We start from the raw sequence: 26,964 nt of genomic DNA, 5'->3' as shown, positions 1-26,964 counted from the left end.
TCCGCCGACTGAGGCTTACGGTCCCTCCCAGCGTCAGACCAGCTCCTAAACGACAGCCGAGCCCGCCCGGCTGGCCATCACGGGTGCCTCAGCAGCTCGAAGCACCCCTCAGGTCCAGCCGAGCCGCCCGGCTGGCTGCCAGGAGTGCCTCCGGCTCGAAGCGCTTCTCGGGCCCAGCCGAGGCCGTCCGGCTGGCCGTCAGGGGTGTCACAGCGGTTTGAAGCACCTCTGAGGTCCAGCTGAAGCTCGGCGGCTGGGTGTCAGGGGCGTGAGCGGCACGGTGGTCAGGTGGCGTCGCGGTTGCGGGCGGCGGCGGCCACCAGTCGCTCGGCGACGGAGACGCGGTCCAGGCCGAGGCGCTGGGCACTCTCGTGAAGGATGCGGTAGGCCTCCTGCACGCCACAGCCACGCTGCGCGATGATCACGCCGACCGCCCGGTCGACCGCGGCGCCCTCGGTCAGGGCTTCGCGGCGGTGCAACTCGCCGAGCAGCACCTCGGCCTGGCCGGCCATCGCCATCGTGGTGAGCAGCACGTCCGGCCCGATCTCGCCGGGCACGGCCAGGCTGACGCTGAGCGCGCCGACCGCGTGCCGCCGGACGTCGAGCGGGACGGCGGCAACCGCGGCGATCCCGTCGGCCCGGGCCGCGGCGGCCAGCTCCGGCCAGCGCTCGTCGGCGCCCAGGTCGGGCGAGATGGTCAGGGTGCGGGTGCGGGCGGCTTCGAGGGCGGGGCCGCTGCCCTCGGCGTACTGCACGGTGTCGGCGGTCTCCCCCGCGGAGCCTGCGGCGGCGACGATGACCGGCCCGCCCTCGGTGATCAGCGCGACCGTGCAGCGAACCGTGCCGGGCAGCGCGCCGGCCGCCAGGGTCGCGAGCCGTTCGAGCGCCTGCTGGACCGTGTCGGCGGTCAGCAGACGCGCCGTGACCTCGTGCATCAGCCCGGCCAGCTCGACCGGGTGCGGCCCGTGGAGACCGAGCGCGGCGGCGCCGGGGTGCCGTGGACGGCCCGCGGCGACGAGTCTGCGGGCGGGCGCGGGGCCGGTCACCTCGCCGGAGGTGGTGCGCCGGCGGGTCCGGATGCCGCGCTGCGCGGCCGGTACGCGACGTTGCGGTACTGACACTCGACGGATACTGCCACGTCGATTCGGGGACGGCGCGGTTCGGTGCCCCGATCGGGGGGTGTTGTCCGTTTAAACCCGATCGGCGCCTGGAATCAGAACCCGGCCGGGCATCCGGGAATCAGAAACCGGCTTGTGCCGCACCTACGGAGGTAGGCACGGCCGGCCGCCGGAGGTGAGCACGAGCCCCATGGGAGGAATGGGCACGAGGCGGCGGCGTGGGGGTGGGCCGACGCGGCGAGCCGCGGGGAGCGGCACGGGAAAGGCCCCCGGGCGAACCCGGGGGCCTGACGAAGTAGATGCCGGTGTGCAGGTCGCCTCGCGGCGAGTGGCTCAACATGGCTCCAGCCGAACGGTATTCCATGCAGGCGATGGGTGAGGCCCGGGGACACTGGGCACACCGGCATCCGTTCACAACCTTCGGCACCCGCCCACGATTCCAGCAACACTTGTGACCTGGATAACAGTCGAGCGTTTGCCCGGAAGTGACCCGGGTACCTGTCCCGCCGTGACCGACGAATCTTCGCGCCTGAGCACGTTCCTGGATGAGGCCTACCGCGCCGAAGAGCGCTTGACCAGCGGCGATCTGCAGCGCCGGGCGATCGCCGAGGACCTTCCGGCCACCCTGCTCACCAAGATCGACGCGCTGCCGGAGGGCGAGTACCTCCAGGACGAGGCGGAAGAGGCGCTGCGGGCGTGAGCCGTTACTCGGCCTTCTCCTTCGCCACCGAGTAGGCCATCTGCAGGAAGTCCGACACGGCGGTGGCGGTCAGCGCGGTCGCCGCCAGCCGGGTCAGCCGGGGCGCCAGCACCAGCCCGCCGGTGAGGCCGGTGGCGATCCACATGGCCAGGCAGAACGGACAGGTGATCAACTCACCGATGCCGTGCTTGAGGCTGCTGCCGGAGTCCCGGACCTCCTCGTTGAGCTCGGCGGCTCCGGCCGGCTCGGAGTAACGGGTGAACGGGGCACGCAGCGGGCTGGTCACCGCGTCCTTGGCGATCAGCCGGCTGAGCTTGTGGGTGGCGATGGAGATCAGCGCGACGTCGGCCAGGGCCGGGCGCTCCGGGACAGGCCGGCCGCTGAGCTTGGTGGCCGCGGTCAGCCCGGCCGCGAGCGCACCGAACGAGCCCATCGCGGCGAGGTATCCGCCCAGAGGCCGGTGCTCGTGCGGCGCGTAGGCCCGGGCCACCTCGGCGGCCTTGTCCTGCAGGCTGGTCATGTGGGGTCCTTCCAGGTTCTGGGCGAGCGGTGGTTCAGAACGACTGGGTGAGCCGTTCGGGGTCGACCTCACGCCCGGGGAAGCGCGCCATGTACTCGGTCTCCAGCTCCGCGGTGCGCCGGAAGTGGTTCTCCAGCGCCGCCTCCGGCCCGTGACGCAGGGTCTCCAGCCGGGTCCGGTGGAGGCTGGCGAGTTCGCGGAAGAGGTCGTCGTCGGCCAGCCCCGCGGGGTCGATGCCGGTGCCGGCCGTCGTGCCGTGTCCGGGTCGCGCGTCCGTCATGGTGAACCTCCGTTTCCTGTTCGAGCTTCGTGTCGTGACGCTTGCCCGCGCGGGCGATCACCAAACCCGCCGGTAGTCTCGTGGGCATGAAAGGGCTGTGGACTCCGGCCTGGGTCGCCCGGCACCTGCTGGCGCTGGTGCTGACCGCGGGCTGCCTCGGGCTGGGCTGGTGGCAGTTCAGCCGCGCCACCGGGGGCAACTCGCTCAGCTGGGGCTACATGTTCGAGTGGCCGGTCTTCGCCGGCTTCGTGGTCTTCATCTGGATTCGTGAGATCCAGTTGTTCCGGCGCCGCTCCGCGCCCGGCGCCGACGAGTCCGGCCAGGAGCCGGTGGCCGAGCCGGTCCGGGATCCGCAGGCCCCGGTCACGCTGGGTCGCCCGGTGCGGGTCGCCGCCGCGCCGGCGGCCGCCGGGAGCACCGGCACCGACCCGGAGCTGGACGCCTACAACGACTATCTGGCGTGGCTGGCCGAGCACCCCGGGGCCCGCCCCGCCGACTACCGCACCGCCAAGAAGTAAGCAGAAGGAGACCCACCGTGCAGGGTGCCCTCACCCGTTACCGGATCATCGCCTGGATCGTCGGCGTGTTCCTGGTCGTTCTCGTGCTGGTCGGCATGCCGCTGAAGTACCTCGGCGACAACGACACCGTCGTCGCGGTGATCGGCCCGCTGCACGGCTTCCTCTACATGATCTATCTGCTCTTCACGTTCGACCTGTCCCGCCGGGCACGGTGGCCGTTCGGCCGGATGATCCTGGTGATGCTGGCCGGGACGATCCCGTTCTTCTCGTTCTGGGCCGAGCGCCAGGTGACCCGGCACTGGGTTCCGAATGCGGTGACCGGGCCCGCACTCAAAGAAACCGCGACCGTGAACGAATAGCCGGAATAACGCTCAGCGTGGATGGAATGACAGCCGGTTATCGGGATTAAGTTCGCAAGACCGGCTATTGCCAAATTTCACCCGCCAAGGACTTGATTTTGTTTTCTGCACCGATAAGTTGATGCGGTTGGTTCGGTCCGCAGCCACAAACCCTCCGGTGGCGCCGTCCAACGCCGCCGAATCATCGGTGGCGACCGGCCCAGTCCCCGGGCCGGCGTCGCCGCGAACCGGGGAACCACGATCTCGGGGTGAATCCGCGCCCGCGCGCGGTAGGGCCATCTTCCCGCCCGAACCCGTCAGCTAACCCGGTAGGTGGCTAAGAAGCGGAAGAAAGGCCCCTGACCAGTGCCACACCCCCGTACCAGGCTCCGGGCGCTGGTGGTCGCGCTGACCGCGTTGGCGATCACCACGTCGGGAGCTACCGCCGCGCACGCGGCCCCGTCCAAGGCCGACCTGGAGAAGCAGATCACCGCTGCCTCCGAGAAGCTCGAGGACGTCACCGAGGCGTACAACAAGAGCAAGATCGACCTGAAGAAGACCCAGGACGACATCACCAAGCTCAACGCCTCCCTCAAGCCCGCCAAGGCGGCGCTCGTCACCGCCACCGACCGGATGCAGAAGATCGCGACCTCGTCGTACATGACGGGGCGGGTCGGCCCGGCGGAGGTGCTGCTCAGCAGCAACCAGAGCGATCTCCTGGCGCGGATGGGCTACCTCGAGCAGCTCAGCCAGTCGAACCAGCAGGAGATCGACAACTTCACCGAGACCACGCAGACCTTCGCCGACAGGCAGGCCGCTCTCAAGGCTCAGCAGACCAAGCAGACCGTGCAGTCCCAGGAGCTCGACGCGCAGACGAAGAAGATCAAGAAGGATCTTCAGAAGCTGTACGACATGCGTGAGGACGCCTACGGCAGCGCGACCGAGAACACCGGTTCGTACACCGGCAAGATTCCGAGCATCTCCGGTGACGCGGGTGTCGCGGTGACGTTCGCGTTCAAGCAGATCGGCAAGCCGTACGGTTTCGGCGACGCCGGCCCGAACTCGTACGACTGCTCGGGTCTGACCATGGCCGCGTGGGCCAAGGCGGGCCACAACCTGCCGCACAGCGCCGCGCAGCAGAAGAACAAGCCGTACGCCCAGTTCTTCACCGACAAGAGCAAGCTGCAGCCCGGTGACCTGGTGTACTACCGCAGCGGTGGGCACGTGGCGATCTACGTCGGCGACGGCATGATCATCGACGCGCCGTCGGCCGGGCGGGACGTCCTGCACCGCAGCATCAACATCATGACCCCGGACGGCTACGGCCGGGTTCTGTAACAACCGCGAACAGGCAGAAGGCCGGCGCCCCGAACGGGGTGCCGGCCTTCGTCGTTCATCACCGGAGGGACCGGAGAGACCGTCGCAAGGGTCAGGCGGCCTGCAGGCCCTCGGCCCTGGCCAGCTCACGCAGCCGGCCGAGCGCCTGGATCTCCAGCTGGCGGATCCGCTCCCGGCTGAGCGAGAAGCGCGAGGCCACCTCGGTCAGCGAGTGCTCCCGCCCGTCCTCCAGCCCGTACCGCGCCCGCATGATGCCGGCCGAACGGTCGTCCAGGTGGTTGAGCAGGCCCTCGATGCGCTGGCGCTCCAGTGCGCTCAGCACGATCTCCTCGGGCGACGGCGCGTCGCTGTCGGCGACCAGGTCACCCAGGTTGGTGTCGCCGTCGTCGCCGACCGGGGTGTCCAGGGACACGGTGTCCTGGGCCCAGCGGGTCAGCTCGTTGACGCGTTCCACGGTCACGCCCAGGGCCGCGGCGATCTGCTCCGGCTCCGGGTCGCCGCCGAGCTCACGGACGAGCTGGCGGGTGACGTTGCGCATCCGGTTGACGTCCTCGACGAGGTGCACCGGGAGGCGCACGGTGCGCTCCTGCTGGGCGATGGCGCGGCTGATGGCCTGGCGGACCCACCACGTCGCATACGTCGAGAACTTGTAGCCGCGCTCGTAGTCGAACTTCTCGACCGCGCGGACCAGGCCGGTGTTGCCCTCCTGGATCAGGTCGAGCATCGGCATGCCGGAGCGAACGTAGCGGCGGGCGATGGAGACGACCAGGCGGAGGTTGGCTCGGATGAACAGGTCTTTTGCCTTGCTGCCCTCGGCGACGATCCGCTCGAGCTCTTCCCGGCTGACCCCGCGGCGCGCCTCGCCCTGCTCGAGCAGGTGCTCGGCGTAGAGGCCCGCCTCGATCGACTTGGACAGCTCGACCTCACGCGCGGCGTCCAGCAGCGGCGTCCGGGAGATCTCGTGCAGGTAGACTCCGACGAGGTCGCGCTCCTCGGCGACCTGATCGGTACGCATCACGGTGTTCTTCTCCACGTTGCCCACGGTCCCCTCATTGCCGTCACTAACCCTGTTACGGGCATTACCTGCGTCCATCAGCCCTCTCCCGTAACGTCCGCAGCTCGTGCATTGCGGTTGCTGACATCTACACAACAAATGGCTGCCTGCGCTGATTCCGGCCGGCTGATCGAAAGTGTCACGAATGCCTGGGTCTTACCTGAGAGCCCAGTGCGCGGATGCTGAGCGCGATCTCTCTGCGACCGTCTTGCGGATAGACGGTTACCCTTACCGCGCCTCATAACACCATCGGCCTCTCATCGTCCACAGCGACGGGCATCACCCGGACGCCGCGACGCTCGTCACCGTGGTGCCTGGCACCCGGTAATACGGGTTGCTGGCCCGTGGGGTTCACGTGCAGCATCGACCGGTCGCCGACCAGCCTGAAACAAACGCGAACATCAAATTGATCGCGTACGACCCGGTGGTGCCGGCCGAACGGGACCATCGGCCACGATGCGGCACGCCACGCCACACTTCAGTCGCCCGCAGGGATGACGTTCCCCGATGGCGTGAGATTCCCGCGCACCCCCGGTGCGGCACGACGAAGTGAGCAAAAGCACACCCCCGAGCGGGTGACGACCTGTTCCGATCTTCCTCATGACCAACACTGCTCTTGTGACGGGTGGCACCGGCGGGCTCGGCTCCGCCACCATCACGGCGTTCCTGGCCGCGGGATGGCGGGTGGTGGCCCCGGCCCGTCCCGGCTCCGTCGACCGGCTGCCCGCCGGGGTCGTCGCCGTCCCCGCCGATCTGACCGACCCGGCCGGCGCCTCCGCCGCGGCCACGGCCGCGGCCGGTGATCCCGGCGCCCCGCTGAGGGCCGTGGTCAACCTCGTCGGCGGGTACGGCGGTGGCGGGCTGATCGCGGACACCCCGGTCGAGGAGTTCGAGGCGATGTTCACCGCCAACCTCCGCCCGACGTACCTGACCACCGCGGCGGCGCTGCCGCACCTGGTGGCGGCCGGGGGCGGCTCGGTGGTCTGCGTCTCGTCCCGGGCCGCTGTCGCCCCGTTCCCGGGCGCGGCCGGTTACGTCGCGGCGAAGGCGGCGGTGCTGGCGTTCGCCGACACGGTGGCGGTCGAGTACAAGAAGCAGCACGTGCGCTGCAACACGGTGCTGCCCGGCGTCATCGACACGCCGGCGAACCGGGTGTCCATGGCGGACGCCGACCGGAGCCGCTGGGTGAGCCCGGCCACGATCGCCGAGACGATCCTGTTCCTGGCCTCGGACGCGTCCGGGCCGATCAGCGGCGCCCGGATCCCCGTCTACGGCCAGGGCTGACCGTTCAGCAGGACTCCACTCCGAAGGACTCCGCCCGGACGAGATCCACTCACGTTCGCTCAGCAGGACGGCGCTCGGGCGAGATCCACTCAGGGCCGCTCAGAAGGACTCCGCGAGTTGCCAGCCCAGCACGGCGGCTCCCGCGACGACCGGCACGCCGGCCAGCACCAGGGTCCGCACCCGGACCCGGCGCTGCGCCGGCACGGCCGTACGGGCGAAGCGGCTCTTGATCTCGGTCTTGATCTCGGTCTGGATCTCGTCAGGGGTGCGATTCGCGTCGATCGTCACGAAATCACGGAACTCCGGCAGGGATCGGTACGCCCGGTCGGCGGCCGTGAGGTAGTCCATGGACTCGTGGTCGGTGCCGCGGCGGTCGATCCGTTCCTGCGCGACCGCCGGGTCGACGGCCAGGAAGAACGTCACGTCCGGGCGCGGGAACAGCCGGTAGGCGAGCCGGGCGAGACGCTCGACCGCCGGGCCGGCGCCGTGGGCGCGCAGGCTCGCGTACTGGCAGAAGGCGAAGCGGTCCATGACCGCGATCTCGCGGCGGACCCCGCGCCGCAGCAGCGTCCGGGCGATGGCGAGCCAGCGCAGCACCGACTCGGTCGTCAGCATCAGCCGGCGGCCGAGCAGATCCTCGGCGTCGCGGCGGCCGAACCGGGTGGCCAGATGGCCGAACCAGGCCCGGCCGCCGGCGTTCTGCCGGTACTTCGCGGGCCGGCCCTCCCCGGCGAGCGCCGCGGCGAGCAGGCGGGCCTGCGTCGTCTTGCCGGAGCCGTCGATGCCGATCAGCGCGATGGTGCGAACGGGGGAGGACATACCCACCGACGGTAGCCGGGCCCCGCACGCTGGGTTTCTGGCTCGAAGCGTGCCTCGTGGACCGGGAGAGCGGCGGCGCGATCCACGAGACAGGCCCGGAAGACGCACCCAGCGGGCCAGAATGATCGCCAAAGGGTTCAAGGTGTGGCTACCCGGGGTAGTCGTCATCAACCGGACAGGGGAACAGGAGGTCACCATGCCGCACCGCGTCGACGAGGGGCTGGCCGGCACGATGAAGCGTGTCGCCGCAGCTCTGAAGACGGCGGAGATCCCTTTCGCGCTGGGCGGCAGCTTCGCCGTGTACGCCCACGGCGGGCACTCCAGCGATCACGACGTGGACTTTCTGATCCGCGAGCAGGACAAGGAACACGCCTTGCGGGAGCTGGCCGAGGTCGGTTTCCGGACCGAGGAGCCCCCGGAGGACTGGCTGGTCAAGGTCTTCGACGAAGAGGGCCGGATGGCAGATCTGATCTACCGCCCGGTGGAGACGCCGGTCACCGACGAGACGCTCGCCGACACCGAGCGGATTTCGGTCGAGGCGATCTACATGCCGGTGCTCTCGGCCACCCAGCTGATGATTCACAAGCTGTTGAGCTTCAGCCAGCACCACTGCGATTTCGCCCACGGTCTGCCGGTGGCACGGTCGCTGCGCGAGCAGATCGACTGGGAGCGGGTCCAGCGCGAGACCGCCAAATCCCCGTACGCCGAGGCGTTCCTGGTTCTGCTGGATCGGCTCGACGTCGTGACGCTCCCATCCGACGAGGGTGAGGTTTGAGATGACCAAACAGATCGACCTGGAAGCCGAGATCCAGCGACTGCTGGCCGAGCACGACCGGGTCGCCGAGCAGGGGGTCACCGTCCAGCGCCGGGAGAACGTGCTGGTGCTCAGCGGTGAGGTGGAGAGCGAGCACCGGCGGGACGAGATCTGCCGGCAGATCACCGCGCGCTACCCCGACCTGGAGATCGCCTGCGACATCGGCATCACCCGGACCCACGCGCCGGACGAGGTGGAGGAGATTTCATGATCCGGATCGCCGCCGTGGGCGACGTCCACGTGGACAAGGACGTGGTGGGCCGGTACCGGCCGGCCCTCGAGGAACTGCCCGGCCGCGCCGACGCGCTGCTGATCGCCGGCGACCTGACCCGGCACGGCACGGTGGACGAGGCGAAGTGCTTCGCCACCGAGTTCGGCGGGCTGGACGTGCCGGTCGTCGTGGTGCTCGGCAACCACGATCACCAGAGCGACCGGCAGGACGACGTGACGAAGGTGCTCACCGACTCCGGCATCACCGTGCTGGAGGGCACCGCGACCGTGCTGGAGATCGGTGGTCATCGGCTCGGCATCGCCGGGACCAAGGGGTTCGGCGGCGGCTTCAAGGGCGCCTGCGCGAGCAACTTCGGCGAGCGGGAGATGAAGGACTTCGTCGCCACCACCGAGCGGTACGCGGACGCCCTGCGCGACGCGCTGCGCTCGGTCGAGGCGGACGCGCTGGTGGCGCTCACCCATTACGCCCCGGTCCCGGAGACGCTGGCCGGCGAGCCACCGGAGATCTTCGCGTTCCTCGGCTGTTACCAGCTGGGCCAGGCGATCGACGACGCACCGACCGCGCTGGCCCTGCACGGGCACGCGCACCACGGCTCGGAACGCGGCCGTACGCCCGGTGGGGTGCCGGTGCGCAACGTGGCGCACCCGGTCATCAAGCAGGCGTACAACGTGTACCAGCTGCTGACCGACGCCGTGGACACGAAGGACCCGGAACTCGCGAACGTGTGATCCAGGGCGCAGGTTTCCGATTTTCGGACACCGGGTACCAGCAGTGACATGGACCTACTGCTCTGGATTCTCGCCGTTATCCTCGTGGTCGCCGGTATCCTCGCGCTCTTCCGGCGGCAGATTCTCTGGGGTGTCGTGCTGATCATCGTTGGCCTGCTCGTCGGCCCCGGCGGCGTCAGCATCTTCACCTGATCGGCATTCTCTCCCCCCGCATCTCATCCCGTCGGTATCGGTACCGGGATCGTTCCCCGAGCGGAACGATCCCGGTTCTCTTTGGTGCGCCGACGCACAGCGGGTGCGCTGGACGACTGCGTATTTCTGACTCACTACCTCGCGGACGATCGCCGACGTTTCGCGAGGTAAAGCAGTGTCTGCTCACGTTCACCACTTCACCTATGGCGCCTTCAACCCGATCGCCGCGAGCCTGCTGGCCTACCTCGGATCCTTCCTCGGTCTGCTCTGCACCGAACGGGCGCGCGGTGTGCACAGCCGCACCCGGCGCAACCGGTGGCTGGTGATCGCGGCGTTCGCGATCGGCGGGGGCGGCATCTGGCTGATGCACTTCTCCGCGATGCTCGGCTTCGACGTGCCGGACAGCCCGGTCCGCTACGACCTGTCGCTCACCCTGCTCAGCATGCTGTTCTCGGTCGCCACGGTCGGCATCGGGCTGATGGTCGTCGGTCACGGCAAGCCCAGCCCGGCCAAGACGGTCGCGGCCGGCATGCTGACCGGTGGCGGGGTCCTGGCCATGCACTACACCGGCATGGAGGGCATGCGGCTGTACGGCGCGGTGGTGCGCTACGACGCGCTGCTGGTCGCGGCGTCCGCCCTGATCGCGGTCGCGGCCTGCACGACGGCGCTGTGGTTCGCGATCTCGGTGCGCGGGCTGCGACGGATCGCCGGCGCGGCAGTGGTCATGGCCATCGCGGTCTGCGGCATGCACTACACCGGGATGGCGGCGATCTCCGTGGTGCTGGTCCCGGACGCCGACCCGATCGTCGCCGGGATCCGGCCGCTCGCACTGATCGTGCCGATCACCATCCTGACCGCGGCCACCATCGTCGGGGTGGCGCTCAGCGCGCTGCAGGCGATGACCGAGGAGGAGTTCACCGACGGGGCCGGCGCCCCGAAACGCGGCGCGCACGCCGAGACCCCGCAGCCGTGGACGTTGCGGCAGGCCTCGCAGTTCGGGGCGGCCATCCGGCTCTCCCCCGCGGCCCGCGCGGTGGCGGCCGGGCGGGCCGCCGGGGCCGGCCGGCCGTCACCCGGCCCGCGGCCCTCGCCGCGGCCGCCGACCTTCGACCCGTCGGTGGCCGGGGCCCCGCCGATGGTCCCGATGTCGCCGGTGCCCATGCCCGCGCCGGGACACCTGTCCCCGCGGGTGCATGCCCCGGCGCCGGCTCCCCCGCCGGGACATGCGTCGCCGCCGGTGCAGGTGCCGCCGACAGTCCCGGTGCCGTCCGTGGCCGCGGTCCCGCCCGTGGCGCCGGTCTCCCCCGCCCTGAGGGGTGAGCCGACCGTCCCGGTCACCCCGCCCCGGCAGCCGGGGCCGGTGGTCGCACCGGCCGGTTCACCCCATGCCGAGCCCACGATGCCGCCGGCAGCTCCGGTCACCGCCGCACGTCACTCCGAGCCGACCGTTCCGGTGACCCCGATCGGGGCAGCCGACACGCCCGGGCCGGGTACGGATCCGGGCGGCGCGACGACCGGTCCGGCGGCGGGTCCGGCAACATCCGGTGCGTGATCGATCCCCGTCGCGGCCGTTGTTCCGGTATACCTGATCCGCATGGCGCCAAGGATGCTGCTCTCGATGCCGCTGCACGCGATCACCGAGGTGTACGGCGAGGCGGGTCTGCGGCAACGGTTCGGGTTGGAGCTGGAGTCGTTCCCCGAGGCGGAACGCGACCGGCTGACCGAGGCGCTGGAGCTGGCCGCGCGGTTGCACGCGCACGACCGGCGGGTCCGCGAGCCCTACCTCAACCATCTGCTCCGGGTGGCGATCCGGATCATCCGCTACTACGGGATCCGCGACGTGGACGTGCTGGTCGCGGCGCTGCTGCACGACGCGGTCGAGGACCATCCGGCGGAGCTGGCCGGGCTCGCGCCCGACACGGCGTACGAGAAGAGCACCGAAGCGGCCCTGGCCGTTCTCGCCGTTCGCTTCAATCCCCGGGTCGCCGATCTGGTCCGGTCGGTGACCAATCCGGCGTACGACCCGGCGCGCGACCGCCACGAGCAGTACCGCGAGCACGTCGCCGACAGCCTGGAGCGCGATCCCTGGGCGCGGGTCATCAAGATCTCGGACTTCACCGACAACGGCGTCGGGGTGATCCACACCACGCTCGACAAGGCGCACAGCTCGGCCACGAAGTACCGCCCGCTGGTCCCGAAGCTGCGCGAGCTGATCGGGCGGCCGGACACGCCGCTCTCCACGCAGGCCAAGGAGCACATCCTGGACCAGCTCGACCTCGCCGAGGAGCGTTTCGCGGCCATCCTCGACGACGGAGGAACGGGCGGCGGCTCGTAGTCCGCCCGCGTGCGAGGCGCGGTCCAGGTCGCGCTACGGAACACTGCCCGGCCGCCTACGCTGGGGTTCATGCCCTCCACTGACGCCTGGTGGCGCGACGCCGTCATCTACCAGATCTACCCACGCTCGTTCGCGGACGGCAACGGCGACGGCATGGGCGACCTGCCGGGCATCACCGCGCGCCTGCCCCGTCTCCGGGAGCTCGGCATCGACGCCGTCTGGCTCTCCCCGTTCTACGTCAGCCCGCAGCACGACGCGGGCTACGACGTCGCCGACTACCGCGACGTCGACCCGCGGTTCGGCTCGCTCGGCGACGCCGACAAGCTGATCGCGACGGCACACGACCTGGGTCTCAAGCTCATCGTCGATCTGGTGCCGAACCACACGTCCAGCGAGCACGCCTGGTTCAAGGCCGCGCTCGCCGCCGGGCCCGGCAGCCCCGAGCGGGAGCGGTACATCTTCCGCGACGAGCCGCCGAACAACTGGAAGAGCGTCTTCGGCGGCCCGGCCTGGCAGCAGGTCGACGACGGCCAGTGGTACCTGCACCTGTTCGACGTCTCCCAGCCCGACCTCAACTGGGACCACCCGGAGGTCCGCGCCGAGTTCCTGGACATCCTGCGGTTCTGGCTGGACCGCGGGGTCGACGGTTTCCGCGTGGACGTGGCGCACGGCCTGGTCAAGGACGCCCAGCTGACCGACTGGACGGCGCCGTCGGTGGTGCTCGGCGGCCTGGAGCCGGCCGGTCCCCCGCCGCCGATGTGGGATCAGGAGGGCGTGCACGAGATCTACCGGCAGTGGCGGGCCGTGCTGGACGGTTACTCGCCCGCGCGGATCATGGTGGCCGAGGCCTGGGTGCAGCCCGAGGAACGGCTCGCCCGGTACGTCCGGCCCGACGAGATGCACCAGGCGTTCAACTTCCCGTACCTGGAGGCGCCCTGGAAGGCGGGCGAGCTGCGCGAGGTGATCGACTCCTCGCTGGCCGCCACCGGCTCGGTCGGCGCGACCACCACCTGGGTGCTCTCCAATCACGACGTGGTGCGGCACGCGTCCCGGCTCGGGTTCCCGGCCGGCACCGGACGGAAGCCGGGGATCGGGATCGGCGACCCCCAGCCGGACACCGGGCTGGGCCTGCGCCGCGCGCGGGCGGCCACCCTGCTGATGCTCGGGCTGCCCGGCTCGGCCTACCTCTACCAGGGCGAGGAGCTGGGTCTACCGGAGCACACCACGCTCGCCGACGAGTTCCGCCAGGACCCGGCGTGGGAGCGTTCCGGGCACGCCGAGCGGGGCCGGGACGGGTGCCGGGTGCCGATCCCGTGGGAGGCGGACGCGCCGTCGTACGGCTTCGGGCCGGGCGACGACAGCTGGCTGCCGCAGCCCACGAGCTGGGCGGAGTACGCGCTGGACCGCCAGGTGGACGTGCCCGGCTCCACCTACGAGCTCTACCGCTCGGCGCTCGCCACCCGGCGGGAGCACCACCTCGGTGGCGGCTCGCTGATCTGGTCGTCGACCGAGGGTGACGTGCTGGCGTTCCGCAACGGCGGCATCCTGGTGCTGACCAACTTCGGTCAGGAACCGGTCGCCCTGCCGTCAGACGCCCGGGTCCTGCTGAGCAGTGAGCCGCTCGGCGACGACGGGCGTGTCCCCGCCGACGTCACCGTCTGGGCCGCCGTCTGACCGTCGGGAGAGAGCCAGCAGGGCGGCGTGCGTGGCGGCCATGTCGTCCGCCACCGTCCTGCTGGCCAGCCAGTACATGATCCCGGTCGGGATGAAGAAGAACTGGAACGAGGCGAGCCCCACCGCGTAGTTCAGCGGCGGCGGGAACGCCCCGGACAGGCGCTGGAAGGCCACCCCGACCAGCGCGTTGCCGCCCGCCCGGCCGAAGCCGTTGACCAGGTTGCCGAGGCTGTAGACGGTGCCGCGGTGCTCCGGCGGGTTGACGTCGGAGATCATCGCGAACCAGTTCGGCGAGTTCGCCGACGTCAGCATCAGCGCGAAGACCGCCGTGGCCAGGCAGGCGGCGACGGTCGGCTCGGTCACCACGTTGTCCAGCACCCCGCGGATCACCTCGGCGGTGCCGGCGCCGTCCGGCACGGTGATCCGCATCGGGACGAAGAACAGCACGACGTAGAACGGCACGGCGGCGAGCACCCCCACGGCTGCGACCAGCGCACGCCCGCGCGGTGTCCGGCGTTGCAGCCGGTCGCCGGCCAGCCCGCCCAGGATCGACAGCGCCGCGCCGAGCTGGAAGATCGTCGCGAACACGCTGCCGACCAGGACCGCGGTCTCCGTCGAGTAGCCCTGGTCCTCGGCGCGCGCCCGGAACAGCACCGGCAGCCAGACCAGCGAGCCGAACGCGATCTGCGCCGTGCCGCCCTGCAGGATCAGCCAGACGTTGGTACGCCGGCGCAGGATGATCGGCAGGTGGTCGTGGTGGATCCGCTCGTCGTAGTCGATGCCCGCGAGCTCCGGCTGGCTGTCGCCGCGCGGCACGTCGTAGGTGAGCAGGTAGAGCAGCGTCGCGACGACCCCGGCGGCCGCGGTGACCAGGAACGGCCGCCGCCAGTCGGCGTGCCCGAGGATGCCACCGGCCAGAGTGCCGGCGAGCGTCCCGACACCCTGCGACAGCCCCCAGAAGCTCATCACCAGGCCGCGGCGCCTCGGCGAGATCAGATCGCTGACCACCGAGAAGCTGACCGACGCGACAGCGCCCAGGCCGAACGCGGCAAGCACCTGGGCGAGCAGGAACGACACGTAACCGCCGGCCAGCCCGGACCAGGTGGTGCCGCCGATCCAGATCACCGTGCCGATGATCAGCACCGGTTTGCGGTCGGTGCGGTCACCCGCATACGCCCAGCCGATCGCGGCGACCGCGCTGATCAGGAACATGATCGTGGTGGCCAGCGCGATGTGGCCCTCGCCCACCCCGAAATCGTCGCCGATGCTCCCGTAGAGCGGCGGGACGATGCCGATCGCGACGTTGTCCAGTGACGCCAGGATCACGAAGACGACCACGCTGTACGCGCGGTGCGCGGTCCCGCCCCTGAGCATCACGGGGTAGAGGTTAGCGAGAGTTCGGCCCGCGGACAGGGGAGCGTTGCTCCCGGTACCACCACTTTCGATGATCCTGAACCCATGCTGATCGTGCGGATCGCCAACTTCGTCCACTCGACCTCCGGCGGCCTGCGCACGGCGCTGCGCGAGCTCGGCCAGGGATATCAGGCCGCGGGACATCAAGCTGTGCTGATCACTCCCGGTCCGCGGGCGACCGACGAGCAGACGCCGTACGGCCGGGTCGTCACCCTGCCGGGTCCGGTCGTCCCCGGGCTCGGCGGATACCGCGTCCTGCTGAACCGGCTCGCCGTCACCAAGCTGCTCGACCGGCTGCGCCCCGACCGGCTCGAGGTGCACGACCGGTCGACACTGCGCTGGCTCGGCGCCTGGGCCCGGCGCGCCGGGGTGCCGTCGATGATGGTGTCCCACGAGAGCCTCGACGGGCTGCTGCGGCTCTTCGGCCCGGGCCGGTCACTGGGGCTGCGCGCGGCCGACCGGCTCAACGCGCGATCCGCCCGGGCCTTCGACGCGATCGTCTGCACGACCGGCTGGGCCGAACGGGAGTTCACCCGGCTCGGGGCGACGCCGATCCGCGTACCGCTGGGGGTCGATCTGGCCCGGTTCGCCCCCGCCAACCGGAACCCCGGGGTGCGCTCCCGGTTCGCCGAGCCGGACCAGGTGCTCCTGCTGCACTGCGGACGCCTGTCGGCGGAGAAGGAGCCCCGGCTGTCGCTGGCCGCGCTCGCCGAGCTGCGCGCCGCCGGGGTGGACGCGCGGCTGGTCGTCGCCGGGGACGGGCCGCTGCGCACCGCGCTGGAGCAGGAGGCGCTCGACCGGAAGCTGCCCGCCACGTTCCTCGGGCACGTCGCCGACCGGGCGCTGCTCGACGCGCTGCTCGCGAGTGCCGACGTGGGGGTCGCGCCCGGGCCGATCGAGACGTTCGGGCTGGCCGCGCTGGAAACCCTGGCCAGCGGCACGCCGGTGGTGGCGCGGGCGTCGAGCGCGCTGCCCGAGGTGATCGGCGACGCCGGGATCGCGGCGGACGGGACCGGGACGGCGTACGCGGCGGCGATCCGCACCCTGCTGGACCGCCCGGCCGCCGCCCGGCGCGCCGCGGCCCGCGCGCAGGCCGAGCGGTTCCCGTGGGCCGGCGCGGTCGACGGGTTCCTGGCGGTGCACGGCCTGACCCGGGTGCGGAGCGGCCGGGCCCACGACGCGGACCCGGCCGTCTCGCACTGACTCAGTTGCCGATGTTCGCCTGGGGGCCGGTGTACTTCTTCAGCAGCGCGGGCACGTCGGCGGCCGGGTCCAGGGTGTACGGGTAGTAGCTGGACGGCGTGAACGCGGACCCGTTGGTCTGCTGCTTGCCGCTGGAGTTGACGACGATGCTGCCGCTCTGCTTGAGCTGGGCGGCGGACGTGTCGTTGTAGTACGGGTTCACCACACTGTCGAAGTAGCTGTTCTCCAGCACCAGCTTCGTCGAGCCACGGGAGAGGTTCCCGTACGCGGTGATGTTCTGCATGTAGTTGTTGTAGAGGTGCGCCAGCGCGACGTTGTCCACGCTCGGGTTGCGCTGGTTGGTGTCGTGGATCCAGTTGTGGTGGATCGTCATCCGTGCGGTCACGTTGTCGGTCCAGCCGATGCCGAACGCCTTGTTCTCGTTCGACAGCTCGTTCCACGACACGGTCAGGTACGAGGTGTCCTTACGGCTGTCGATCAGCCCGTCGTTCATGTTGGTGATGCGGTTGTGGTCGATCCAGATGTGGTCGGCGGTGTCCATCTGGATGCCGTCGTAGTCGTAGACCTTGTCGTCCGGGTCGTCCTCCGGCATCGCGGCGTCCTTGATCGTCAGGTTCCGGATGATCACGTTCTTCACCCCGGCGCCCAGGAAGAACCCGCCCTGCAGGATCTGGCCGCTGGTGCCGGCCCCGACGATGGTCTTGTTCGACTGCACCTTGAGCTCGGTGCCCTTCGGCGTGACGGTGATCGCCGCGGCGACCTTGATCACGTACGGCTCGGTCGCCGTCACGTACTTCTGCAGGTCGGCCAGGGTCGTGACCGTGACCGTCGGGCCGGCCGCGCCACCGGTGGTGCCCCCGCCGGTCGAGGCGAAGCCGTCCGCGGTGTTCGACCAGGTCCGGTCGCCGGAGCCGCTGACCGCGGTGAACGCCCACTGCTTGTTCGAGTTGGCGCTGCACGTCTCCTGGACGATCGCCGCGCCCGAGGCCGTCGAGGCGCCCTCGTCAGTGACGCACAGTCCGTTGCCGACGTTGACGATCTGGTACGTGCCGGTGCCCGACGCGGCCAGCGTGAACTGCTGGTTGGTCTGCCCGGCCTTGCACGCCCACTGCTGCAGCCGCGTCCCGCTCGTGGTGGAACTGGACGGCACGTCGACGCAGCGGCCGCTGTTCACGTTCTTCAACAGGTACCCGGAACCGGCCGTGACCAGCTGGAACTGCTGCCAGGTGGCGCCTGCCGTGCAGCCCCATTGCTGGAGCAGCGCGGCGTTGTCCTTCGACGCGCCCGGCACGTCGAGGCACATGCCGCTCTTCTTCACGGCCAGGGTGTAGGTGCCACCGGCGGCCGGCGCGGTCGCGGCCTCGGACGGCAGCACCGCCCAGCCGACGATCGCGGTCGGGACGGCCAGAACGGCCGCGGTCAGGAGGATCCGCTTCTTCTTCATGGTCAGCCCACCGGGTTCCAGTTGTCGGTCCCCGCCAGGTACTTCTGCGGGGTGTAGTTGGCGGCCTGGGCGTCACTGAGCTGCGGCCGGTTGCTGTTGGCCGTCGCGCCGGAACCCGTGTTCTTGTATTCCAGGAAACGGGCGTTCTCCCAGACGTTGCCGGACATGTCGGTCCACGGCTCGGCGGTCCTGATCGTGGCGCTCAGTGACGACTCGCGGAACAGGACCTGCGCGGCCGGGCCCCACGGGCGGCCCAGCTGCGTGGTGTTGGTCGTCGCGCCGGTGATCGTGCACTTGTGGAAGAGGAAGCCGTACGTGCTCGAGGCATCGGTCTTGGCGGCCGTGATCGGGCCGCCGGTGGTCCGCTTCTCGTAGACCTGGGTCGCGGTGAAGACCCCGACGCCGCCGCCGAAGACGAAGTCGACGGTTCCCTCGACATAGGAGTTCTTGATGTACGAGCGGCCCCGGTTGAGCAGGAACGTGTCCTGGTCGCCGAGCAGCCTGACGTTGTCCAGCGTCGCCCGGTCGCCGTCCAGTTTCAGCGCGACCGCCTGGTCGCCGTCGGCGTAGGTGTTCTCGTCGTAGTCGTTGGAGATCGTCAGGTTGGTGGCGACGAAGTCCTTGCCGCTGACCGCCACCGACGCGCTGCCCGACGTGCCGCTGGTGTGCGCCGAGTTGTTGTAGACGAGCACGGTCTGCGACGCCGACGAGCCGGTGCCCCGCAGCGTGATGAACGGCTTGTCGGCCGGCACCGTGACCACTTCGCGGTAGGTGCCCGGCGCGATCGTGATCGTCACCCGGCCGGTGTTGTTCGCCGGCACCGCGTCGATCGCCGCCTGCACGGTCGTGTACCTGCCGCTGCCGTCCTTGGCCACGGTCGCCGTCCCGGACGACGTGGTGACCGGGGTGAACGCCCACTGCTTGTTCGAGTTGGCGGTGCACGTCTCCTGGATGATCGCCGCGCCCGAGGAGGTCGAGGCGCCCTGGTCGGAGACGCAGAGCCCACTGCTCACGCTGACGATCTGGTAGGTGCCGGTGCCCGACGCCACGAACTTCCACTGCTGGTTCGTGCCGGTACCGCACGTGTACTGCCACAGCCGCGTGCCGGAGGCCGTCGAGGCGGACGGCACGTCGACGCACTTGCCGCTGTTGACGTTCTTCAGCAGGTAGTAGGAGCCCTGCGCCACCACCTGGAACTGCTGCCAGGCCGCACCCGCCGTGCAGCCCCACTGCTGGAGCAGCGCCTTGTCGTCCTTCGACGCCGACGGCACGTCGACGCACAGGCCGCTCTTCTTCACGGCCAGGGTGTACGTGCTGCCGGCGACCGGGGCGGCCGCGGCCTCGGAGGGCAGCACCGCCCACCCGATCAAGCCGGCCGGGACGGCGAGGACGGCCGCCGCGCCGAGCAGTTTCCGCTTGCGAGTTGCCACTGCGGATCCTTCCTACGGGGATGGGCCGCCGGGGATGCGGCCGATCCGTAGATGCGCAGGAGGACGAGCGACAACAGAAACTTCAGAAAAGAATTGCGGGGGTACGGCGTGAGCGCCGCACCCCCGCGATCACCGACGGTTCAGCGGGTCCGGTCCAGCACCGCGTGCTGGGCGGCCGCGTACTGCTCGCGGATCAACGGGACGGGGTCGTCCTCGTACACCTCGGGGGTCTCCGCGGACCAGGCCGGCGGGACGTCGCTGCCCGCCGTGACCCAGGCGGCCTGGCGGGCCGCGCCGTCGGCGACGTACTCACCGGGCGGCGGGACCAGCACCGGCTTGCCGAAGAGCGCGGGCGCGACGCGGCGGACCGCCTCGCTCCGGGCCCCGCCACCGACCAGCACGATCCGGTTGGCCTGCGCGCCCTGACCGACCAGGGCGTCCAGACCGTCGGCGAGGGCGCACAGCATCCCCTCGACGGCGGCCCGGGCCAGGTGCGCCGGGTCGGACGTCTTCAGGGTCAGCCCGTGGATCGCGCCGGTGGCGTCCGGCCGGTTCGGGGTCCGCTCCCCCTCCAGGTACGGCACCAGGACCAGCCCGTCGGCGCCGGCCGGAGCGGAGAGCGCCAGCCGGGACAGCTCGTCGTGCGAGACGCCGAGCAGCTTCGCGGCCGCGTCGAGCACCCGGGCCGCGTTCAGCGTGACCACGATCGGCAGGAACCGCCCGGTGGTGTCGGCGAACCCGGCCACCGTTCCGGTCGGGTCGACCGGCGCCGCGTCGGACGAGACGAACACCGTGCCGGACGTGCCGATCGAGACGATCACGTCGCCGGGCAGCGCGCCGGCGCCGAGCGCGGCCGCCGCGTTGTCCCCGGCGCCCGGGCCCAGCGGCGCGCCGTTGGGCAGGTGCCCGGCGACCCCGGTCGGGCCGAGGACCACCGGGGTCCGCAGCGCCCTGCCGAAGCCGAGCTCCAGCAGGTCCGGACGGTACTCGTTGGTCCTGGCGGACCAGTAGAGCGTGCCGCTGGCGTCGCTGCGGTCGGTGCGGAGGTCGGCGAGGTCCGTCGAGCCGGACAGTTTCCAGGTCAGCCAGTCGTGCGGCAGGCAGACCGCGGCCACCTTCGCGGCGTTGGCCGGCTCGTTGCGGGCCAGCCAGCGCAGCTTCGTGAGCGTGAAGCTGGCGACCGGCACGATCCCGACCGCCTCGGCCCACGCGGCGCCCCCGCCCAGCTCCTCGATCAGCTCGGTGGCCGCGCCGGCGCTGCGGGTGTCGTTCCACAGCAGCGCCGGGCGGACCACGTCACCGTTCTCGTCCAGCACCACCATGCCGTGCTGCTGACCGGCCACCGAGGCGGCGGCGACGTCGTCCAGGCCGCCGGCCTCCTCGATCGCCTGCTGGAGTGCGGCCCACCACGCGTCCGGGTGCACCTCGGTGCCGTCCGGGTGCGCGGCGCGGCCCTGCCGGACCAGCTTGCCGGTCTCGGCGTCACGGATCACGACCTTGCAGGACTGCGTCGAGCTGTCGATCCCGGCGACGAGCGCCATGATTAGCGGGCCCCGAGCAGGTGGTCGATGGCGAGCTGGTTGAGCTTGACGAAGCCGTAGCCCTTGGCACCGACCGCGTCGGCGTCGTAGTCCTCGAACGCGCTGCGGTCGGCCAGCAGGTCGGTGTAGGTCTCGCCCGGGTTCAGGGTCGGGGTGCGCAGCTCGTCGACCTTGGACTCGGCCAGCGCGGCCTGCACCTCGGGGTCGGCGCGGAACGCCTTGGCCCGCTCCTTGAGCAGCAGGTACATCCGGATGTTGTCCTTGGCCGACTCCCAGACGCCGTCGAAGTCCTCGGTGCGCGAGGGCTTGTAGTCGAAGTGGCGCGGGCCGTCGTAGGCGGGGCCGCCGTCGGGGCCGTTCTCCAGGAGGTCGACCAGGGAGAACGCGTTGAGCAGGTCACCGTGGCCGAAGACCAGGTCCTGGTCGAACTTGGGGCCGTGCTGGCCGTTCAGGTCGATGTGGAAGAGCTTCTTGTGCCACAGCGCCTGGGCGATGCCCTGGGTGAAGTTCAGGTTCGACATCTGCTCGTGGCCCGTCTCCGGGTTGATGCCGAACAGCTCGGAGCGCTCCAGCTCCTGCACGAACGCGATGGCGTGGCCGGCCGTCGGGAGCAGGATGTCGCCGCGGGGCTCGTTCGGCTTCGGCTCGATGGCGAAGCGCAGGCCGTAACCCTGCTCCTCGGAATACTGCGCGAGCAGGTTGAGGGCCTCGCGGTAACGGTCGAGGGCGGCGCCGACGTCCTTGGCCGAGTCGTACTCAGCGCCCTCGCGACCGCCCCACAGCACCAGGGTCTTGGCACCCAGCTCGGCGCCGAGGTCCATCTGGCGCAGCACCTTGCGGATCGCGTAGCGCCGGACGCTGCGGTCGTTGCTGGTGAAGCCGCCGTCCTTGAACACCGGGTGGGTGAACAGGTTGGTGGTGACCATCGGGACGATCAGGCCGGTCTCGTCGAGCGCCTTCTTGAACCCGGCGATGATGCCGTCGCGGGTGGCGGCGTCGGCGCCGAACGGCACCAGGTCGTCGTCGTGGAAGGTGATGCCGTAGGCGCCGATCTCGGCGAGCTTGTGCACGGCCTCGATCGGGTCGAGCACCGGGCGGGTGGCGTCACCGAACGCGTCACGCGCCTGCCAGCCGACGGTCCAGAGACCGAAGGAGAACTTGTCCGCGGGTGTGGCTTGGAGCGACACGGTTACCTCCGGGAAACACGGTCGATTTGTTTAGTGGTTGAATTATTTGGCGGGACTATGGCATTGTCAAGGGCGTGACGGCCCGGATGACGACGAGATCCAGCGCCCCCGTCCGGCAGTCGAGCGTGCGAGCCCATAATCTCGCGCTGGTCCTCAACACCGTGGCGAACAGCGCGGATCCGCCGTCCCGGGCAGCCGTCTCGGCCGCCACCGGGCTCACCCGGGCCACCGTCTCGGCGCTCGTCGACGACCTGATCGCGGGCGGTCTGGTCACCGAGCTGGACCCGCCTCCGCGAACCGGCGCCGGGCGCCCCGCGGCCGGGCTCGCGCTCACCGCGGCCGGGCCGGCCGGGCTGGGCCTGGAGATCAACGTCGACTATCTGGCCGCCTGCGTGGTCGACCTGACCGGCGCGGTCCGGCAGCGTTTCACCGAGCACGCCGACCAGCGCCCGGCCGGGGCCGCCGGGGCACTGGCCGCACTGGGCCGCCTCGGCGCGCGCGCCCGGCTGGCAGCCGAGGCCGACGGCCTGGTGATCGCCGGAGTCGCGCTCGCCGTGCCCGGCCTGGTCTCCGGCGATCTCGTCCGGGTCGCGCCGAACCTGGGATGGCAGAACACGGACGCGGCGGCCCTGCTGCGCGGCGTCCCCGAGCTCGCCGACCTGCCCGTCGCCGTCGACAACGAGGCGAACCTCGCGGCCCTCGGCGAGCTGCGCGTCGCCGGGGCGAACCCCGACTTCCTGTACGTGAGCGGCGAGATCGGCATCGGCGCCGGCGTGGTCATCGACGGGGAGCTCTACCGGGGCGTACGGGGGTGGAGCGGCGAGATCGGCCACGTCACCGTCTATCCCGACGGTCGTCCCTGCCGCTGCGGGGCGAACGGGTGCCTGGAGCAGTACGCCGGGCAGGAGGCACTCGCCGCGGACGAGCCCCTGGCCGCAGCGGCGCTCGGCATCGCGCTGTCCGCGGTGGTGAACCTGCTGGACGTGCCGGTGATCGTGCTGGGCGGCGCGTTCGTCCCGCACTTCGAGCGGTTGCGCGACGGGATCGAGGCGGAGCTGCGGCGGCGGGTGCTGACCGCGGGGCTCGCGCCGGTCACGCTGCGGGCGGCCAGCCTGGGCGCGGAGGCGGCGGTGCGCGGGGCTGCCGACGCGGTCATCCGGGAGGTCCGGGAGGATCCGGCCGGCTGGCTCCGCCGTACGTCATGATCCGCGCTCTTGATCTGTGCCTCTGACCTCGCCACGGCGGGCGGGAACGGAAGCGGCCGCCACCCCGGGGGATGACGGCCGCGTACGTTGACGGAGGTTACTCGACCCCGGTGCGGGAGCCGATCGCCTGCAGGAAGATGTCGGTGATCTTGGTCGGGTCCTCGGCGATGAACAGGCCGCTGCCCTTGACCGTCTTCGAGATCGTCTGCAGCTCGGCCTTGTTGACCTCGTTACCGATACCGATCAGCACGAGCCGGACGAACTTGCTCGAGTCCTGTGCGGCCTTCAGCTTGTTGATCAGCTCGTCCTGCTTGATGCCGTCCGGGTTGTCGTTCTCACCGTCGGTGAACAGGATGACCGAGTTGACCTTGCCGGGCTTCCAGTTGGCCTTGGCCGCGTTGTAGGCGTCCAGCACCGTGTCGTAGAGACCGGTGTTGCCGTCCGACTTCGGGTTGAGCTGCGGGATCGTGGCTCTGACGTCCTGCCGCCCGGTGGACAGCGGGGTGATCTTGATGAGTTCCTTCCACGGCTTCTTACCGTTCATGTCCGTGGAGAACGCCCACACGCCGACCGCCCACTCGTCGCTGAACAGCTCGAGACCGGTCGCGGCCGCCTTCTGCGTGACCACTGCCCGGCTCAGGTTGTTCGCCGTCGGCACCGGGTCGCCCATCGAGCCGGAGACGTCGAAGACCGCCAGCACCCGGCCGGCCTGAGTGGTCGCGTTCCAGGTGCCGACCACCTTGCTGACCGAGGCCGCGTCCACCCCGGCGGCCGCGGTGCCACCGGTGTTGTCGCCGCCACCGGCCGCGGCCGTGATCGCCGGGGACGCCTGAGGGGCGCCGGCCGGGGCCACGAAGCCGGAACCATATGTCCCGTCCGGGGCGCGCAGGCCGGCCGTGGAGAGCTGCTCCTTGAACCCGCCCGTGGTCAGCTGCTTGAGCAGACCGGCCGCAGCGCTGATCTTGTCACCGTCGACGACTTGCGGAAGCACCGTGAATGGGTAGTCCAGAGGCACGTTCGCACCGCTCAGGTACACCGCGCTGAGCTCCACCGGCGGACGCTTCGCGTTGTACGAGATCACGTCCTCCTCGGAGAGCGGGGCAGCGCCCAGCCCCTCCGCGATGGTGGCGGCGTCGGCCGACTTCGGGAACCGCTCGAGCAGCTCGTCGCGCAGCGCCGACCGGTTCTTCGAGAGGTAGGTGAGGGCCTGGACCTGACTCTTGACCGCGTCAGCACCCGTGCCGACCGCCTGACCGATCGCCATCAGCGCGATCAGGCCGGAGGCGTCGGTGCCCGGGTTGACGATGCCGAACTTCGGCGCGTCGGCCGAGCCGAGCGCCTTGGCGGTCAGCAGGGACGCCAGCGGGACCTTCTGCCCCTCCAACTTCTGACTCTGCGCGATCGGCTTCGGCATGGCGACGACCAGCGGGCTCTGCGCCACCGAGGTGACGTTGTTGGGCTGGAAGCCGGACGCCTCGTTGCGCAGGCGCAACTGCCAGGTCGACGAGTCCGGGATCCAGACGTCGGGCACCTGAACGGTGCCCGAGGGCTGCCCGACGCCCGCCAGTGTGACGCCGTGATCGCGCGCGATCACGCTGGCGACCTCGCTCGGAGCGACCGGGGACACCGCCACCGAGACGCAGGTGCCGTTGACATTCCCCCCGTCCTTCGACCAGGCGTCAGCGGCACTCGTCACAGCGGGTGCGATTTCCGGGGCGGCGGCGACGCTGAGCCGGACGGAACCGGTGCACTTGGAATCAGCCATCTGGCTGTATCCAAACCACGTCCCCGCGACAACGACAACGATCGCCATCGCTCCTCCGACGACCGTCGCCCCTTTTAAGTTGAAGTTTCTACGATGGCGGCCAGACACGCGCTCCATACTGCGCACCTCAGGAGCTGAATGCCATATACGTTCGGCCGAAACTTACTCAGATTGGCGCTTGCCGATCTAGATGACACCGAGAGTGACGAAGCCGTCTCGATGGGTGTCAACTTGGGGCACCCGGGTGCCGGTTTTGGCGGCATAGGTCGTTGATCTACCCGGGTGCCCCATCTGACCTATGGCCTGATCATCGGAGACGTCCAGCGGAGCAGACAGGTAGGGCTCGGCTCGGCGGTCGGCTCACCTTGCACCGCCGGAATTCCGGTGTCCGGATCGATCCGGAAAATCGTCACGTTGTGTGAACGCTCATTGGCTACGTAGAGGTGATCACCAATCAAGATCAAGTGCCGTGGCCATACGCCGCCGGTCGACGTCTCCCCCACCACCGAGGCGTTCTCGCCGTCCCACGCGAAGGTCGTCACGGTGTCCGGCCCGCGGTTCGCGAGGTAGACGAAACGGCCGTCGCGCCCGGCGGCCACCTCGGACGGCTGGACCGCCCCGGTCGCGGCGGACGCGGCGGTCTCGCCCCGCAACTCCCACGTCGGACCGGCCGCCCGGTACCAGCTCAGCGTGCCGCTCAGCTCGCCGGCCAGGAACAGCACGCCGTCGGCCGACCGGGCCAGGTGCCGCGGGCCGGTGCCCGGATTCGCCTCCACCGCCGGCTCCGGCGCGCCGAGCCGGCCGGAGACCGGGTCCAGCCGGGAACGCCACACCCGGTCCGACCCGAGGTCGGAGATCAGCACGTCGGGGCCGTTCCGGTCGGGCACCACCATGTGCGCGTGCGGGCTCGCCTGGCGCTCCGGGTCCGCCCCCGAGCCGCTCAGGGTGAGCAGATCGGTGCGCTCCCCCGGGGCACCCTCGGCGTCGAGCGGATGCACGGACACCGACCCGCTGCCGTAGTTGGCCACGACCAGGTGCCGGCCGTCCGCGGTGACCGCCAGGTGGCACGGGTCGGCCCCACCGGTCGGGCGCGTGGCGAGCGGGGTCAGCGCGCAGTCCGGAGCGACCGAGAACGCGGAGACCGTGCCCTCCTCCAGTTCGTTGACGGCATAGAGGACCGGGAGGGTCGGGTGCTGGACCAGGAACGAGGGGGACGGGGTGCGCGCGGCCAGCCCCAGCCGGGTCAGTTCCCCGGTGGCGAGGTCACGCCGCAGCAGCGTGATGCCGTCACCCTCGCCTCCCTTGTCACCGGTGTAGCAACCGACGAAGACGTACTCAGCATTCGCGCCCATGCTCCGATCCCACCACAGACCGCCGGAGAAACTTGGCAGGCTCCCCTTCTTGACCGGTACAGAAGGATCGGCTTACTGTACCGGTACAGAACTGATGAGGAGGACGTCATGGAACTGCCCACCGCCTACCTCCGAGGACTGCACGACGTGAACCGGGAGGTGTTCAGCGCCCGGCCCGACGCCCCGGTCGTGCCCGAGCCGCCGCGTCGCGAGCCGCGTCTGCGCAGGTCGTTGTCCCGCGTCATCTACAAGGTGTCCGTGGCCGTCGCGCCCGCCGGATATCGCCCCGAGGCCATCACCCGGTAACCGCGGCGTGTCCCGGCCACCGTCCGGCCGGGGCACGCCGCCTCGGACTCGGCACGCCACCGCCCTGCTTCCCGCCGGGGCGCGCAGCCATTCCGCTTCCCGCCACCGCCCTGCTTCCCGCCGGGGCGCGCAGCCGTTCCGCTTCCCGCCGGGCCCGGCGTTACCGTGTGGGCA

27 protein-coding genes and 1 riboswitch are annotated in these 26,964 nt (G+C 70.7%); of the genes, 15 read left to right on the top strand and 12 right to left on the bottom strand.

Going from position 1 to position 26,964, the window contains the following annotated elements; translation table 11 throughout:
* Window positions 1–284: 284 nt before the first annotated feature.
* Window positions 285–1,121, bottom strand: coding sequence for a GAF and ANTAR domain-containing protein (locus Acy02nite_RS11925; RefSeq protein WP_203740018.1), 837 nt, complete (start codon window positions 1,119–1,121; stop codon window positions 285–287).
* A 505-nt stretch (window positions 1,122–1,626) separates the two neighbouring features.
* Between Acy02nite_RS11925 and Acy02nite_RS11920 the strand changes: the two genes are divergently transcribed.
* Window positions 1,627–1,818 carry a hypothetical protein gene (locus Acy02nite_RS11920; RefSeq protein WP_239174605.1) on the top strand — a complete coding sequence of 64 codons (192 nt, stop codon included), beginning with the start codon at window positions 1,627–1,629 and terminating at the stop codon, window positions 1,816–1,818.
* A gap of 4 nt (window positions 1,819–1,822) precedes the next feature.
* On the opposite strand, the gene Acy02nite_RS11915 is transcribed toward Acy02nite_RS11920, so the two are convergent.
* Both Acy02nite_RS11915 and Acy02nite_RS11910 read right to left on the bottom strand, forming a co-directional pair.
* Window positions 1,823–2,338 (bottom strand): DUF1360 domain-containing protein, encoded by a 516-nt coding sequence (locus Acy02nite_RS11915; protein ID WP_203740016.1) that lies wholly within the window; start codon window positions 2,336–2,338, stop codon window positions 1,823–1,825.
* 34 nt (window positions 2,339–2,372) lie between these two features.
* The gene (locus tag Acy02nite_RS11910) at window positions 2,373–2,618 is read right to left on the bottom strand and encodes a DUF6158 family protein (protein WP_203740015.1); all 246 of its coding nucleotides are present in this window, start codon (window positions 2,616–2,618) and stop codon (window positions 2,373–2,375) included.
* Between the two features lie 86 nt (window positions 2,619–2,704).
* Between Acy02nite_RS11910 and Acy02nite_RS11905 the strand changes: the two genes are divergently transcribed.
* The 3 genes from Acy02nite_RS11905 (at window position 2,705) to Acy02nite_RS11895 (ending at window position 4,812) form a co-directional block, all read left to right on the top strand.
* On the top strand, window positions 2,705–3,136 hold the full coding sequence (locus tag Acy02nite_RS11905) for a hypothetical protein (RefSeq protein ID WP_203740014.1): 432 nt from the start codon (window positions 2,705–2,707) through the stop codon (window positions 3,134–3,136).
* A 17-nt stretch (window positions 3,137–3,153) separates the two neighbouring features.
* Window positions 3,154–3,495, top strand: coding sequence for a DUF3817 domain-containing protein (locus Acy02nite_RS11900; RefSeq protein ID WP_203740013.1), 342 nt, complete (start codon window positions 3,154–3,156; stop codon window positions 3,493–3,495).
* Window positions 3,496–3,694: 199 nt separating this feature from the next.
* A riboswitch (cyclic di-AMP (ydaO/yuaA leader) is annotated at window positions 3,695–3,826 on the top strand.
* Window positions 3,827–3,840: 14 nt separating this feature from the next.
* Window positions 3,841–4,812: a C40 family peptidase gene (locus tag Acy02nite_RS11895; RefSeq protein ID WP_239174603.1), complete on the top strand. Its 972-nt coding sequence runs from the start codon at window positions 3,841–3,843 to the stop codon at window positions 4,810–4,812.
* A 91-nt stretch (window positions 4,813–4,903) separates the two neighbouring features.
* Here the strand turns inward: Acy02nite_RS11895 and Acy02nite_RS11890 are convergent, their stop codons facing one another.
* Window positions 4,904–5,905, bottom strand: coding sequence for a sigma-70 family RNA polymerase sigma factor (locus Acy02nite_RS11890; RefSeq protein WP_203740012.1), 1,002 nt, complete (start codon window positions 5,903–5,905; stop codon window positions 4,904–4,906).
* A 561-nt stretch (window positions 5,906–6,466) separates the two neighbouring features.
* On the opposite strand from Acy02nite_RS11890, the gene Acy02nite_RS11885 reads away from it, so the two are divergent.
* Complete coding sequence (locus Acy02nite_RS11885; RefSeq protein WP_203740011.1) at window positions 6,467–7,150, top strand: SDR family NAD(P)-dependent oxidoreductase; 684 nt, start codon at window positions 6,467–6,469, stop codon at window positions 7,148–7,150.
* 99 nt (window positions 7,151–7,249) lie between these two features.
* Here the strand turns inward: Acy02nite_RS11885 and Acy02nite_RS11880 are convergent, their stop codons facing one another.
* Window positions 7,250–7,969 (bottom strand): dTMP kinase, encoded by a 720-nt coding sequence (locus Acy02nite_RS11880; RefSeq protein ID WP_203740010.1) that lies wholly within the window; start codon window positions 7,967–7,969, stop codon window positions 7,250–7,252.
* A gap of 196 nt (window positions 7,970–8,165) precedes the next feature.
* On the opposite strand from Acy02nite_RS11880, the gene Acy02nite_RS11875 reads away from it, so the two are divergent.
* The 7 genes from Acy02nite_RS11875 (at window position 8,166) to Acy02nite_RS11845 (ending at window position 13,944) form a co-directional block, all read left to right on the top strand.
* Window positions 8,166–8,744 (top strand): nucleotidyltransferase, encoded by a 579-nt coding sequence (locus Acy02nite_RS11875; RefSeq protein ID WP_203740009.1) that lies wholly within the window; start codon window positions 8,166–8,168, stop codon window positions 8,742–8,744.
* A gap of 1 nt (window position 8,745) precedes the next feature.
* Window positions 8,746–8,994, top strand: coding sequence for a hypothetical protein (locus Acy02nite_RS11870; protein WP_203740008.1), 249 nt, complete (start codon window positions 8,746–8,748; stop codon window positions 8,992–8,994).
* Window positions 8,991–9,743, top strand: coding sequence for a metallophosphoesterase family protein (locus Acy02nite_RS11865; protein WP_203740007.1), 753 nt, complete (start codon window positions 8,991–8,993; stop codon window positions 9,741–9,743). Before Acy02nite_RS11870 ends, Acy02nite_RS11865 begins: the two co-directional genes overlap by 4 nt.
* Window positions 9,744–9,791: 48 nt before the next feature.
* The gene (locus tag Acy02nite_RS11860) at window positions 9,792–9,935 is read left to right on the top strand and encodes a GPGG-motif small membrane protein (RefSeq protein WP_014688232.1); all 144 of its coding nucleotides are present in this window, start codon (window positions 9,792–9,794) and stop codon (window positions 9,933–9,935) included.
* 175 nt (window positions 9,936–10,110) lie between these two features.
* Window positions 10,111–11,487, top strand: coding sequence for an MHYT domain-containing protein (locus tag Acy02nite_RS11855; RefSeq protein WP_239174601.1), 1,377 nt, complete (start codon window positions 10,111–10,113; stop codon window positions 11,485–11,487).
* 42 nt (window positions 11,488–11,529) lie between these two features.
* Complete coding sequence (locus tag Acy02nite_RS11850; protein WP_203740006.1) at window positions 11,530–12,270, top strand: HD domain-containing protein; 741 nt, start codon at window positions 11,530–11,532, stop codon at window positions 12,268–12,270.
* Window positions 12,271–12,339: 69 nt separating this feature from the next.
* Window positions 12,340–13,944, top strand: coding sequence for a glycoside hydrolase family 13 protein (locus Acy02nite_RS11845; RefSeq protein ID WP_203740005.1), 1,605 nt, complete (start codon window positions 12,340–12,342; stop codon window positions 13,942–13,944).
* Here Acy02nite_RS11845 and Acy02nite_RS11840 read toward each other — a convergent pair.
* On the bottom strand, window positions 13,858–15,318 hold the full coding sequence (locus Acy02nite_RS11840; protein ID WP_203740122.1) for an MFS transporter: 1,461 nt from the start codon (window positions 15,316–15,318) through the stop codon (window positions 13,858–13,860). The two genes, Acy02nite_RS11845 and Acy02nite_RS11840, sit on opposite strands and share 87 nt — an antisense overlap.
* 84 nt (window positions 15,319–15,402) lie before the next feature.
* Between Acy02nite_RS11840 and Acy02nite_RS11835 the strand changes: the two genes are divergently transcribed.
* On the top strand, window positions 15,403–16,560 hold the full coding sequence (locus tag Acy02nite_RS11835; RefSeq protein ID WP_203740004.1) for a glycosyltransferase: 1,158 nt from the start codon (window positions 15,403–15,405) through the stop codon (window positions 16,558–16,560).
* A 1-nt stretch (window position 16,561) separates the two neighbouring features.
* On the opposite strand, the gene Acy02nite_RS11830 is transcribed toward Acy02nite_RS11835, so the two are convergent.
* From Acy02nite_RS11830 to xylA, 4 genes are all read right to left on the bottom strand, one after another.
* Window positions 16,562–18,004: an RICIN domain-containing protein gene (locus Acy02nite_RS11830; protein WP_203740003.1), complete on the bottom strand. Its 1,443-nt coding sequence runs from the start codon at window positions 18,002–18,004 to the stop codon at window positions 16,562–16,564.
* Window positions 18,005–18,006: 2 nt separating this feature from the next.
* On the bottom strand, window positions 18,007–19,434 hold the full coding sequence (locus Acy02nite_RS11825; protein ID WP_203740002.1) for a pectinesterase family protein: 1,428 nt from the start codon (window positions 19,432–19,434) through the stop codon (window positions 18,007–18,009).
* Between the two features lie 140 nt (window positions 19,435–19,574).
* Window positions 19,575–20,975 (bottom strand): xylulokinase, encoded by a 1,401-nt coding sequence (gene xylB, locus Acy02nite_RS11820; protein ID WP_203740001.1) that lies wholly within the window; start codon window positions 20,973–20,975, stop codon window positions 19,575–19,577.
* A 2-nt stretch (window positions 20,976–20,977) separates the two neighbouring features.
* Complete coding sequence (gene xylA, locus Acy02nite_RS11815; protein WP_203740000.1) at window positions 20,978–22,162, bottom strand: xylose isomerase; 1,185 nt, start codon at window positions 22,160–22,162, stop codon at window positions 20,978–20,980.
* Window positions 22,163–22,287: 125 nt separating this feature from the next.
* Here xylA and Acy02nite_RS11810 point away from each other — a divergent pair, with 125 nt between their 5' ends.
* Window positions 22,288–23,367 carry an ROK family transcriptional regulator gene (locus Acy02nite_RS11810; RefSeq protein ID WP_425548133.1) on the top strand — a complete coding sequence of 360 codons (1,080 nt, stop codon included), beginning with the start codon at window positions 22,288–22,290 and terminating at the stop codon, window positions 23,365–23,367.
* A 97-nt stretch (window positions 23,368–23,464) separates the two neighbouring features.
* On the opposite strand, the gene Acy02nite_RS11805 is transcribed toward Acy02nite_RS11810, so the two are convergent.
* Both Acy02nite_RS11805 and Acy02nite_RS11800 read right to left on the bottom strand, forming a co-directional pair.
* Window positions 23,465–25,132 carry a VWA domain-containing protein gene (locus Acy02nite_RS11805; RefSeq protein WP_239174599.1) on the bottom strand — a complete coding sequence of 556 codons (1,668 nt, stop codon included), beginning with the start codon at window positions 25,130–25,132 and terminating at the stop codon, window positions 23,465–23,467.
* Between the two features lie 296 nt (window positions 25,133–25,428).
* Window positions 25,429–26,484, bottom strand: coding sequence for a lactonase family protein (locus Acy02nite_RS11800; RefSeq protein WP_203739998.1), 1,056 nt, complete (start codon window positions 26,482–26,484; stop codon window positions 25,429–25,431).
* Between the two features lie 108 nt (window positions 26,485–26,592).
* On the opposite strand from Acy02nite_RS11800, the gene Acy02nite_RS11795 reads away from it, so the two are divergent.
* On the top strand, window positions 26,593–26,790 hold the full coding sequence (locus Acy02nite_RS11795; protein ID WP_203739997.1) for a hypothetical protein: 198 nt from the start codon (window positions 26,593–26,595) through the stop codon (window positions 26,788–26,790).
* The last annotated feature ends 174 nt before the right edge of the window (window positions 26,791–26,964 follow it).

This window comes from Actinoplanes cyaneus, assembly GCF_016862095.1.
Taxonomy (GTDB): Bacteria; Actinomycetota; Actinomycetes; order Mycobacteriales; family Micromonosporaceae; genus Actinoplanes; species Actinoplanes cyaneus.
Note: the sequence above shows the minus strand (reverse complement) of the source record. Positions and strands in the feature narration are given on the sequence as shown.

Bases quoted from the DNA above. Each gene is read 5' to 3' on its own strand.
- Acy02nite_RS11840 (WP_203740122.1), bottom strand. From the start codon at position 15,318: ATGCTCAGGGGCGGGACCGCGCACCGCGCGTACAGCGTGGTCGTCTTC.
- Acy02nite_RS11885 (WP_203740011.1), top strand. From the start codon at position 6,467: ATGACCAACACTGCTCTTGTGACGGGTGGCACCGGCGGGCTCGGCTCC.
- Acy02nite_RS11870 (WP_203740008.1), top strand. From the start codon at position 8,746: ATGACCAAACAGATCGACCTGGAAGCCGAGATCCAGCGACTGCTGGCC.
- Acy02nite_RS11805 (WP_239174599.1), bottom strand. From the start codon at position 25,132: ATGGCTGATTCCAAGTGCACCGGTTCCGTCCGGCTCAGCGTCGCCGCC.
- Acy02nite_RS11880 (WP_203740010.1), bottom strand. From the start codon at position 7,969: ATGTCCTCCCCCGTTCGCACCATCGCGCTGATCGGCATCGACGGCTCC.
- Acy02nite_RS11835 (WP_203740004.1), top strand. From the start codon at position 15,403: ATGCTGATCGTGCGGATCGCCAACTTCGTCCACTCGACCTCCGGCGGC.
- Acy02nite_RS11915 (WP_203740016.1), bottom strand. From the start codon at position 2,338: ATGACCAGCCTGCAGGACAAGGCCGCCGAGGTGGCCCGGGCCTACGCG.
- Acy02nite_RS11795 (WP_203739997.1), top strand. From the start codon at position 26,593: ATGGAACTGCCCACCGCCTACCTCCGAGGACTGCACGACGTGAACCGG.
- Acy02nite_RS11875 (WP_203740009.1), top strand. From the start codon at position 8,166: ATGCCGCACCGCGTCGACGAGGGGCTGGCCGGCACGATGAAGCGTGTC.
- Acy02nite_RS11845 (WP_203740005.1), top strand. From the start codon at position 12,340: ATGCCCTCCACTGACGCCTGGTGGCGCGACGCCGTCATCTACCAGATC.
- Acy02nite_RS11890 (WP_203740012.1), bottom strand. From the start codon at position 5,905: ATGGACGCAGGTAATGCCCGTAACAGGGTTAGTGACGGCAATGAGGGG.
- Acy02nite_RS11905 (WP_203740014.1), top strand. From the start codon at position 2,705: ATGAAAGGGCTGTGGACTCCGGCCTGGGTCGCCCGGCACCTGCTGGCG.
- Acy02nite_RS11830 (WP_203740003.1), bottom strand. From the start codon at position 18,004: ATGAAGAAGAAGCGGATCCTCCTGACCGCGGCCGTTCTGGCCGTCCCG.
- Acy02nite_RS11860 (WP_014688232.1), top strand. From the start codon at position 9,792: ATGGACCTACTGCTCTGGATTCTCGCCGTTATCCTCGTGGTCGCCGGT.
- Acy02nite_RS11850 (WP_203740006.1), top strand. From the start codon at position 11,530: ATGGCGCCAAGGATGCTGCTCTCGATGCCGCTGCACGCGATCACCGAG.
- Acy02nite_RS11865 (WP_203740007.1), top strand. From the start codon at position 8,991: ATGATCCGGATCGCCGCCGTGGGCGACGTCCACGTGGACAAGGACGTG.
- Acy02nite_RS11800 (WP_203739998.1), bottom strand. From the start codon at position 26,484: ATGGGCGCGAATGCTGAGTACGTCTTCGTCGGTTGCTACACCGGTGAC.
- Acy02nite_RS11910 (WP_203740015.1), bottom strand. From the start codon at position 2,618: ATGACGGACGCGCGACCCGGACACGGCACGACGGCCGGCACCGGCATC.
- xylB (WP_203740001.1), bottom strand. From the start codon at position 20,975: ATGGCGCTCGTCGCCGGGATCGACAGCTCGACGCAGTCCTGCAAGGTC.